Here is a 9,543-nt window from a genome sequence, read left to right as displayed (position 1 = left end):
ACAATCCTAACGGCCCCAGCATTCAACCTTGTCAGGCAATTATCTGGAGTGAAATCATGGAAAACCGAAGGAAACCTGCGCCTCCCGCCACCACGCTCGACATAAACTGCGACTGCAAAGAATATGTGATCGACTATCTCGCCAAGAGCTTCCCCGTCCGCCTCATGGCGGTGTTCACCGACGAGAACGGCAATCCGCGTTCCGAGCCGATGATTGACGAGGACGGTCGGCCGGTCCTCTGCCGTTCGGCACTCGCTGCGCGCAACCGGATGATCGAGCAGCTCTGCGCATTGCCACCGATCGCAACCGCGCTCGACGCGATCATAGAACGGTTCGGCGTCGATCATGTCGCCGAGGTGACCGGGCGCGGTCGGCGGCTCGTGATAGGTCCGGATGGGCGGCAAAAGCTCCAGTCGCGCACTCCGCGCGCAAATCTGGCCGAGACGCAGGCTTTCATGGACGGCGCAAAGCGCATCCTGGTTTTCTCCGACGCTGGCGGGACCGGTCGCAGCTATCATGCCGATCTCGGGGTCGGGAACCGGGCCCGGCGAATCCACTTTCTGCTTGAACCTGGCTGGCGCGCCGACGCGGCAATCCAGGGGCTGGGGCGCACAAACCGGACCAACCAGGCCTCAGCGCCGCTGTTCCGGCCGGTGACGACCGACGTGCGCGGCGAGCGACGGTTCATCTCTACGATTGCCCGCCGCCTCGACAGCCTTGGCGCCCTCACGCGCGGGCAGCGCCAGACCGGCGGACAAAATCTGTTCGATCCCGCCGACAACTTGGAAAGCTCCTACGCCAAGGAAGCGCTCAATCGCTGGTTCGGGCTGCTGTTCATCGGCAAGCTCGAGGCGATAGGGCTTGCGAAGTTCCAGGAATTGACGGGGCTGCGGCTCGAAGGGCCCGACGGCGGCATGGTCGATGACCTGCCGACAATCCAGCGCTGGCTCAACCGCATCCTCGCCCTGCCGATCGCGCTGCAGAACGCCATCTTTGATGAGTTCCTCGCGCTTGTCGAAGCCCGTGTCGATGCGGCCCGGCAGGCGGGAACGCTCGATCTCGGCGTGGAGACAATCGCCGTCGAAGGCTTCGAGGTGCTGTCCGATACGCTACTCCGTACCGATGCCGTCTCCGGGGCGACGACGCACCTGCTCGAGCTGGAGATCGCCCGCGCGCTGAAGCCGCTGACGCTGCCGAGGCTCATCGAACTTCATGGCATCGGCGATCCCGGCCACCGATCGCTGCGCAACGCCCGTTCTGGCCGTGTGGGTCTTCTCGTTCCGGCGCGCAGCCTGTTGAGCGACGACGGCACGCGGATAGTTCGGTTCGAAATGCATCGTCCGCTGAAACGGGAATATCTCACCGCCGATCAGCTGGAAGAGAGTTGCTGGGAGCCTATCGCGGAGGCGGAATTCCGGCGCCTCTGGCAGGCGGAAGCCGATGAGGCCGCATCGAGCCTAAAGCGCGAGCGGCTCCATCTCGCGACCGGCCTTCTGCTGCCGGTCTGGGACAAGCTCCCATCCGATCACGTGCGCGTCAGCAGGATTTGCGCCGCGGATGGCCGCTCGCTGCTCGGTCGCGAGGTCCCGGTCCACTGCGTTCCGGAGCTCTGCCGCGCCCTCGGGCTGGAGGGCGGCCACAAACTTTCGGCCGACGAGATTGTGCAGGCCGTGCTTGCGGCGGGGCGTTCGATGCAATTGGACGGGCCGGAGGAACACATCCTCAAACGCAGCCTCGTAAACGGAAGCCAACGGCTCGAGCTAACGGGATGGGGCGCGGCCCGGCTTGACTGGTACAAGGCGCAAGGCTGCTTCACCGAGATCATTCGCTACCAGACCCGACTTTTCGTCCCGATCGAGGGAGCGGCAGCCGTCATCTCACGCGTCAGCAGATGACCGTGCCAAGCTAGGCACCGAGCCGATGAGGGTCGTTCGCGAAAGGCGCCTTGCCGTACGCTCGTCGGAACGCTGCGATTAACTCGCCCTCGACTTCCAGCGGCACCCTGCCGGGCGTCTCCCGCCACGCGACCAGCAACTGGTCGGTGCGTGGCAACTGCCAGATCAGGCGCCCGCCCCAATGGCCGATGGGCTTCCCGGCGCCGAAATCTGCGAATTGCGTGAGCCGGCGCTTTAGGCGGTCGGCCTTCCCGATGTAGACAACCTCCGCATCATCGACCCAATTGGCGCTAAGTGCTGCCAGCGACGCGGTAGGATCCTTGCCCTTGAACCATCCTCCGCAGCTTTGCTCGGCGAACGTCGGCGGTTCGCTACAGCTGTAGGTGATTACATAAACTCCGCCCGACGAAGGGCAGGCGCTTTCCCTGATGGCGGGAAACGGGATCCAGCCGACGAAACCGGCTGCCTCCAACACCGGGCGTGTGAACTGCATGGAGAGGAGGTATCGCCTCAGTCGCTCCGCGACCAGTGGATTTGACCGTCTCATTTCGAGGATGATGGAAATGATTTGACTCTCGCACCACGAGCCGTCATTTCTACATGACTCGAAACGAGGACACTTGATGGACTCACATTTTGCAGTTTCCGCCTTGGGCGCACTGGCTCAGGAACATCGTCTCGCGTTGTTTCGGCTGCTCGTCCAGGCTGGGGAAGACGGAATGCCGGCCGGCGCGATCGCGGAAGCGTTAGGCGTCCCCAACTCGTCGCTTTCCTTCCACCTCGCCCAGCTAAGCAAGGCTGGCCTGGTGCGGCAGGAAAGGCGGCACCGGTCGATCATCTACCGGGCCGACTATGCCGCCATGAATGATCTCGTCGCGTACCTCATGGAGAATTGCTGCGCCGGCGCCGATTGCGGGACTGCCGCCGCCTGCGCAACCGACACCGCTCTCTCTGAAAGGAAATCCGCATGAAGCGCCTGCACGTGCACGTCGGGGTGAACGAACTCGACCGCTCCATTGGCTTCTACTCGACCCTGTTCGGTGCCGAGCCGACCGTGGTCAAGCCGGATTACGCGAAGTGGATGCTCGACGATCCTCGCGTGAACTTCGCCATCTCGACCGGCCAACATGCCGCCAAGGGCATCGAGCATCTCGGCATCCAGGTCGAAAACGACGAGGAGCTTGCGGAGGTCTATGGCCGTCTCAAGGATGCCGACCGTCCTGTGCTCGAAGAGGGCGCGACCACCTGTTGCTACGCCAAGTCCGAAAAGAGCTGGATCGCCGATCCCGACGGCGTGGTGTGGGAAGCCTTCTTCACGAATGGCGAGGCCACCGTCTATGGCGATAGCCCTGCGCTCGCTGCCCTGTCCGACAATGCCGCCGAGAACGCCTGCTGCGCTCCCGCCATGCCGGCACCAAAGGTGGCCTGCTGCAAATGAGCGTGACCATCTACCACAACCCCGCCTGCGGAACGTCCCGCAACACTCTGGCCCTGATCCGCGCCACTGGCGCGGAGCCGCAGGTGGTCCATTATCTCGATACGCCGCCGAGCCGGGAGGAGCTGGTTTCTCTCGTCGACCGCATGGGGATCAGCCCACGCGACCTGCTGCGGCAGAAGGGCACGCCCTATGCCGATCTGGGGCTGGACGATCCGGCGCTCACCGACGACCAGCTTGTCGATGCGATGATTGCGCATCCGATCCTGATCAACCGGCCGATCGTCGTCGGGCCGAACGGCGTCAAGCTCTGCCGCCCATCCGAGGAGGTGCTGTCGATCCTCGACCGGCCGCTCGAAGCGGATTTCGTCAAGGAAGACGGCGAGGTGGTGCCCGCCAATGGCTGACCTGGCGGTGGCGACGAAGCCTGCCATGACCATCTTCGAACGCTACCTGTCGCTGTGGGTGGCGCTCTGCATCGTCGTCGGGATCGCACTCGGCGCGATGCTGCCCGGTGCCTTCGCTGCCGTGGCCGAGGCGGAGGTCGCGCGGGTCAACCTGCCCGTCGCGCTCCTCGTCTGGCTGATGATCATCCCGATGCTGCTGAAGATCGACTTCGGCGCGCTGGGTCAGGTGCGTCAGCATATCCGAGGCGTAGGCGTCACCCTGTTCATCAACTGGGCGGTGAAGCCCTTCTCGATGGCGCTGCTCGGCACCTTGTTCATCGGCTGGCTGTTCCGCCCACTGCTCCCCGCCGATCAGATCGAAAGCTACATTGCCGGCCTAATCCTGCTCGCGGCGGCGCCCTGCACGGCGATGGTGTTCGTCTGGTCAAACCTGTGCGACGGCGAGCCCCATTATACGCTGAGCCAGGTGGCGCTGAACGATCTCATCATGGTCTTCGCCTTCGCGCCCTTGGTCGGCCTGCTCCTCGGCGTCGCCTCGATCACCGTACCGTGGGACACGTTGCTGCTGTCGGTTCTGCTCTACATCGTCGTGCCGGTGATCGTCGCTCAGCTCATCCGCCGGCACCGGCTCGCCAGCGGCGGCCAGCCGGCGCTCGACGCCTTGCTCCGCCGTCTCGGCCCAGTGTCGCTCGTGGCGCTTCTCACAACGCTCGTGCTGCTGTTCGGCTTCCAGGGCGAGGCGATCCTCACGCAACCGCTCGTCATCGCACTGCTGGCCGTGCCGATCCTGATCCAGGTCTACTTCAACGCCGGGCTCGCTTACTGGCTAAGCCGCCGTTTCGGCGTCGCCTGGTGCGTCGCGGCGCCGGCAGCGCTGATTGGGGCGAGCAACTTCTTCGAGCTGGCTGTCGCAGCCGCGATCAGCCTGTTCGGCCTGAAGTCCGGCGCTGCCTTAGCAACGGTCGTCGGCGTGCTGGTGGAGGTGCCGGTGATGTTGTCGGTCGTCGCCGTCGTGAAGCGGACACGCGGCTGGTATGAACGCCAGCAACCCGCTGCCGCCGCCTGAATTCCAGCAGAGCGAGTAGAAGTTCGCGGAGTTTTCTTGCTGCCTTGCAGCGTGCATACCTTCTCAGGATGACGCAATCACCGCTACCGGCCGCGCTTGTTCCCACATCCCTGATCGATGGGGTCGAGGCAGCAGCTTGCGATACACTCGGTATCAAGCGCCTGCGTCATCGATCGGCTCTGCGATCACTCAGGCTCAACTCCGGCGTTGACCTGGCCGAGTTGGTACACCGGATCGTGTCATCGAATTGGACAACCGGTCGCGCTGCCGACAACAAGAACCGCTCGGGGCAAAATTGGCGGTGGGCCCTCCAGCCGCAGATCGGCGAACGAAACCGCAGCCCGGAAGTGGTGCTTGAGCGCGCGATCGCTGGGGCGTGCGTGCGGCCCGGACGGATTGACTGGGCCAACCAGATTCCTGTCGCCTCCGGACTGATCTCCGGGGCAGCGGACGGAAGACGCGCCCTTGATCTGGCGTACCGGAGCGGTGAGCGCCGCTTCCAGCTCATCGAACTCAAGATCGCAAGCGACACCCCGCTCTACGCGGCGGTGGAACTGCTGGGCTATGCCAGCGCGTGGCTGCTGACGCGTGCAGACCCGCCGGAGCGTTCGTCGGTACTGCTCGAGGCCGATCATGTTGATCTTCGAGTCCTGGCGCCCGCGCCATACTACGCCCCCTTCGATCTCCTGCCGTTGGAGGCCTCGCTGAACGACGGTGTGTGCTCGCTGGGGGAGCGGTGCGGTGTCAGCTTGTCCTTCAGTTTTGACGTGCTCCCGCCTCAACTTTCCCGTCCGCCTTTGCCGGATGACGCGACTCTCCTGGAGCTGCTCTCGCAACGGCGGCCGCTGCATGACGGAAACCGGCATGGATGATCTTTTCCTGCCCGGAGTGCCTCGACAGCACGTTCTCGATCGGCTCGCAGCGGCCGGAGGCAACGAAGTTGCTTCCGGCAAACTCGCTCACCAAGAAAGCTCGGCTGCACTGGCGGTCAACGCGTTCGGCTGGTTCATTGAACGGCCCTCGCGGTGTCCGTTGTTGCCGGGGGCAGCCCACGCCGGTCCCGCCGAGTCCGTCGAGGTGGAATACTGTGCCCGCTTTCCCTGGTCCGCCGGACGCCACCCGTGGCTCGACGCGGTCATTCTCACTTCGACCCACCTGATAGGGATAGAATCAAAACGCTTCGAACCCTTCCGCGACAAAAAGCAGGTCTCGCTGGCGGCCGCCTACGACAGGCCGGTTTGGGGTGATCACATGCGGGGTTACGGCATCGTTCGGGACAAATTGCGGTCCGGCGAACTAAGCTTTCGGCACCTCGACGCCGCGCAGCTCATCAAACATGCATACGGCCTCGGGACCGACGCCGGCCGTGTAAAAAAGCGGCCACTGCTGTTCTACCTGTTCGCCGAGCCCACCGAGCGTTCTGGCCATGCGATCGCGACCGAGGATCGCGCTCGCCATCGCAAAGAGATCGAGGCGTTCGCCTCGGCTGTGGATGGCGATGAGGTCGAGTTCCGCAGCGCGAGCTACCGCGAGTGGCTCGCTAACTGGCCCGCATCGGGAGATGCCCGGCACCATGCCGATGCACTCCTGGAGCGCTTCAATCCCTGAGGGAGGGCGTGAGCACCACGCGCTGGCCGCCATTAACGAAGGTCCGGATCACAGCCCGACAAACCAGCCAAGGAGAGGAGAGAGAGCTCTGCCCTGAGCGAGCCATTTGGCCGTCGATGGTCGACGTGTCCGGCTCGCAGTCAGGAGACGACCGATGATCATGACGATCCCGCTGAACAAGCTCGTTCAGTCGCCCCGGAATGTGCGCCGACATGCCGATGCCGCAGCCGATGCCGAGCTCAAGGCGAGCATCGCCGCGCGCGGCCTTCTGCAGAATCTCATCGTGCGGCCAGCCGCCAAGGGAAAATTCGAGGTCGAGGCCGGCGAGCGCCGCCGCCGCGCAATGCTCGAGCTCGCCGCGGACAAGGCGCTCCCGCGCGACCATGAAGTCACCTGCCTGGTGCTCGAGGATACCGACGAGGCGGCCGTCGAGACGAGCCTCGCCGAAAACTTCCATCGCCTCGCCATGAACCCCGCCGACGAGGCGCAGGCCTTCGCCTCACTTGTCGAGGGCGGCGCGTCCAGCGAGGACGTAGCACGGCGCTTCGGGCTCACCGTCCGCTTCGTCGAAGGCCGCCTGCGCCTCGCCCGGCTCGCGCCGATCGTGTTCGAGGCCCTCGCTTCCGGCGAGATCACGCTCGACATGGCCAAGGCCTTCGGGGCGACTTCGGACCAGGAGATCCAAACGCGCGTGTTCGAGCAGGTCACTTCGGCCTATTACGCTCCCAGCCCCGACAGCATCCGCCGCATGGTGCTCTCGGGCACGGTCCGCGGCAGCGATCCGCGCGCCCGGCTCGTCGGGCGCGACGCCTATGTCGCGGCCGGCGGCCGCATCGAGCGCGAACTGTTCGACGACGATGACAGCGAATCCTGGGTGGACGTGGCCTTGCTCGAAAGCCTGGCCCAGGCGCAAATGGAAGAGCACGCCAAGGCGATCGCCGCCGAGCAGGGGCTTGCCTGGGTCAAGCCGACCCTCGACACCTACGCCAGCCACGACCTTGTCGGCGGACTCGTGCGGCTCCCCGCAGAGCCTGCGCCGCTGACCGAGGCGGAAATCGCTCGGCTCGACGAGCTCGACGCCTCCTACGACGAGCACGCCGCCATCCTCGAAGACGAGGAAAGCGCCGAGGAGGCGGTGGCGGCGGCCGAAGCGGCGATCGAGGCGATCGAACGCGAGTGCCAGGAGATCCGGAGTCGCCCGCCCGTGCTCGCGCCGGAACTCAAGACGGAGGCGGGAATGATCCTGACCCTGTCGCGCGACGGCACTCCGGTTCTCCAGCCGGTCTTCTACGGCGAGCGCAAAGTCGAAGGCCAAGCCGAGGACGGCGAGATCGAAATCGTCGTCGGGGACGGCGGAGAAGGCAGACGACGCTCGGCCCTGTCGAAGCGGCTCGTCGACGAGCTCGCGATGCAGCGCCGCGACGTGCTTGCGCTGCATGTGGCTTCCGACCCCGGCCTTGCGCTCGACTTCATGGTCTTCGCGCTTGCCGATGCCGACACCCACGACTGGCGCTCGCGGTCGGCTACGACGCTGCGGGGCGGCGCGCCGGCCGGTCCGATCGTCGGGTTCGAGGCCAACGATGCGCCCGCGACCGCCGCCCTCGCTGAGCTCCGGACCGGACTCGACGAGAGCTGGCGCTCCGGCGAGGACGCCGCGGCGCGCTTCGACGCGTTCCGGCTCCTCTCGGAGGAAGACCGGGCCGCGTGGCTCGGCTTCGTCATCGCGCGCACGCTCGAGGCGAGCCTCAACATGGCCGGGGAACGGCGGATTGCCTTCCAGGACCATCTCGGCTCCCTGATCGGGATCGACACCGCCCAGTGGTGGCGGCCGACCGCGGCCAACTACTTCGACCGGGTGTCGAAGCAGGTGATCCTCGACGCGCTCGCCGATGTCGGCGGGGCCGAGCTCTCCGCCCGCTTTGCCTCGGTCAAGAAGGCCGACCTCGCGGCGAGCGCCGAGCGCGTCTTTGCGGGGACGTACATCACCGAGGCCGACGTTCGCGAGCGGGCGCTCGCCTGGGTGCCGGACGTCATGCGCTTCGCGAACTCCTTGCCCAGCGAGCCGGAGGCGGAGGCCTGTCTCGGCGAAGACGCTGTCTCGGAGGTCGGCGACGACCACCAGACCCCGCACGAGCTGGCCGCCTGACCTCCTCCTGACAGGCAGCCCACTCGTTCCGGCGAAGCGGTCCCCTGCGCGTCCCGCAGGGGGCCGCTTCTTGCTTGGGCGGAGAGAAGAGGAAGCTCGCGGGTCTGCGGCGACGCCGGCGAACGCTCCGGCCGGCCGGATCAGGAGACCCATCATGGCTTTTCGCAAGTCCCAGCCTGGCGGGCAGTCCCCCGCCGCCCGCATCACCCAGGAGATCATTGCCCGTCTCGAGGCTGGCACTCGACCCTGGATTAAGCCTTGGCGGGGGCTGCCCGTCTCGCGCCCGTTGCGCGCCTGCGGCACGCCCTATCGCGGCATGAACGTGTTCTGGCTGTGGATGGTCGCCGACATGTGCGGCTACGCCTCGCCTTTCTGGATGACCTACAACCAGGCGAGCAAGCTCGGAGGACAGGTCCGCAAGGGCGAGAAGTCGACCATCGCGATTTTCTACAAGGGCTATACCAAGGAAGTTGAGCCCAGCGAACCCGGCCATGCCAACGAGGAAACACGACGTGTTCTCAAGGCCTATCCGGTATTCAACGCCGATCAGGTCGAGGGCCTGCCAACGCGCTTTCACCCAGCCGCAACCATCGAGATCGTTGAGCCCGAGGGGCGCAAGCGCGAACTCGACACGTTCTTCGCGTGCGTTCCGGCCACGCTCCGGCACCACGGCGACGAAGCCTATTACGAGCCGGCAGCGGATCGCATCACGATGCCGCCGCCGCACCTCTTCTCAGGTTTCGACCACTATTACGCGACGCTCGCCCATGAGCTCTCGCACTGGACGGGTCATTCGACCCGCCTCGGGCGGGACCTCAGGAACCGCTTCGGCTCGGCCGCCTATGCGGCCGAAGAGCTCGTCGCCTTATCTGGACAGTCTGCGCCGTCCGCAACATTGCATTAGGTCGGCGATGGACGTCCACGGTAGGCAGTAATCAGGCTGGCCGTAGCGCTGACCCAAGAGCTGGCGGAGGCCAGCCTGATTG

General features: G+C 65.5%; 10 protein-coding genes. 9 read left to right on the top strand and 1 reads right to left on the bottom strand.

What is annotated here, in order from left to right; all coding sequences use genetic code 11:
* The first annotated feature begins 56 nt into the window (after positions 1-56).
* Entirely contained in the window at positions 57-1,895 is a 1,839-nt protein-coding gene (locus ENE74_RS17845; RefSeq protein ID WP_127692220.1) for a strawberry notch C-terminal domain-containing protein, read from the top strand.
* A gap of 10 nt (positions 1,896-1,905) precedes the next feature.
* Here ENE74_RS17845 and ENE74_RS17840 read toward each other — a convergent pair whose 3' ends face one another.
* Positions 1,906-2,388, bottom strand: a complete 483-nt coding sequence (locus ENE74_RS17840; protein ID WP_127692219.1) for a GIY-YIG nuclease family protein — start codon at positions 2,386-2,388, stop codon at positions 1,906-1,908.
* Positions 2,389-2,518: 130 nt separating this feature from the next.
* Here ENE74_RS17840 and ENE74_RS17835 point away from each other — a divergent pair, with 130 nt between their 5' ends.
* From ENE74_RS17835 to ENE74_RS17800, 8 genes are all read left to right on the top strand, one after another.
* On the top strand, positions 2,519-2,866 hold the full coding sequence (locus tag ENE74_RS17835; RefSeq protein ID WP_127692221.1) for an ArsR/SmtB family transcription factor: 348 nt from the start codon (positions 2,519-2,521) through the stop codon (positions 2,864-2,866).
* Positions 2,863-3,333: an ArsI/CadI family heavy metal resistance metalloenzyme gene (locus tag ENE74_RS17830; RefSeq protein ID WP_127692218.1), complete on the top strand. Its 471-nt coding sequence runs from the start codon at positions 2,863-2,865 to the stop codon at positions 3,331-3,333. Before ENE74_RS17835 ends, ENE74_RS17830 begins: the two co-directional genes overlap by 4 nt.
* Complete coding sequence (gene arsC / locus ENE74_RS17825; RefSeq protein ID WP_127692217.1) at positions 3,330-3,737, top strand: arsenate reductase (glutaredoxin); 408 nt, start codon at positions 3,330-3,332, stop codon at positions 3,735-3,737. Before ENE74_RS17830 ends, arsC begins: the two co-directional genes overlap by 4 nt.
* Entirely contained in the window at positions 3,730-4,803 is a 1,074-nt protein-coding gene (gene arsB / locus ENE74_RS17820; protein ID WP_127692216.1) for an ACR3 family arsenite efflux transporter, read from the top strand. Before arsC ends, arsB begins: the two co-directional genes overlap by 8 nt.
* 68 nt (positions 4,804-4,871) lie before the next feature.
* Positions 4,872-5,675, top strand: a complete 804-nt coding sequence (locus ENE74_RS17815; protein ID WP_127692215.1) for a hypothetical protein — start codon at positions 4,872-4,874, stop codon at positions 5,673-5,675.
* The gene (locus tag ENE74_RS17810) at positions 5,653-6,411 is read left to right on the top strand and encodes a PGN_0703 family putative restriction endonuclease (protein WP_164847544.1); all 759 of its coding nucleotides are present in this window, start codon (positions 5,653-5,655) and stop codon (positions 6,409-6,411) included. Before ENE74_RS17815 ends, ENE74_RS17810 begins: the two co-directional genes overlap by 23 nt.
* A 154-nt stretch (positions 6,412-6,565) precedes the next feature.
* Positions 6,566-8,557 carry a ParB/RepB/Spo0J family partition protein gene (locus ENE74_RS17805; protein WP_127692213.1) on the top strand — a complete coding sequence of 664 codons (1,992 nt, stop codon included), beginning with the start codon at positions 6,566-6,568 and terminating at the stop codon, positions 8,555-8,557.
* A gap of 154 nt (positions 8,558-8,711) precedes the next feature.
* Entirely contained in the window at positions 8,712-9,461 is a 750-nt protein-coding gene (locus tag ENE74_RS17800) for an ArdC family protein (protein WP_127692212.1), read from the top strand.
* Positions 9,462-9,543: the final 82 nt, after the last annotated feature.

Origin of the sequence: Sphingobium algorifonticola, from assembly GCF_004005485.1 — a bacterium.
In the GTDB taxonomy this organism is placed as follows: Bacteria; Pseudomonadota; Alphaproteobacteria; order Sphingomonadales; family Sphingomonadaceae; genus Sphingobium; species Sphingobium algorifonticola.
Note: the sequence above shows the minus strand (reverse complement) of the source record. Positions and strands in the feature narration are given on the sequence as shown.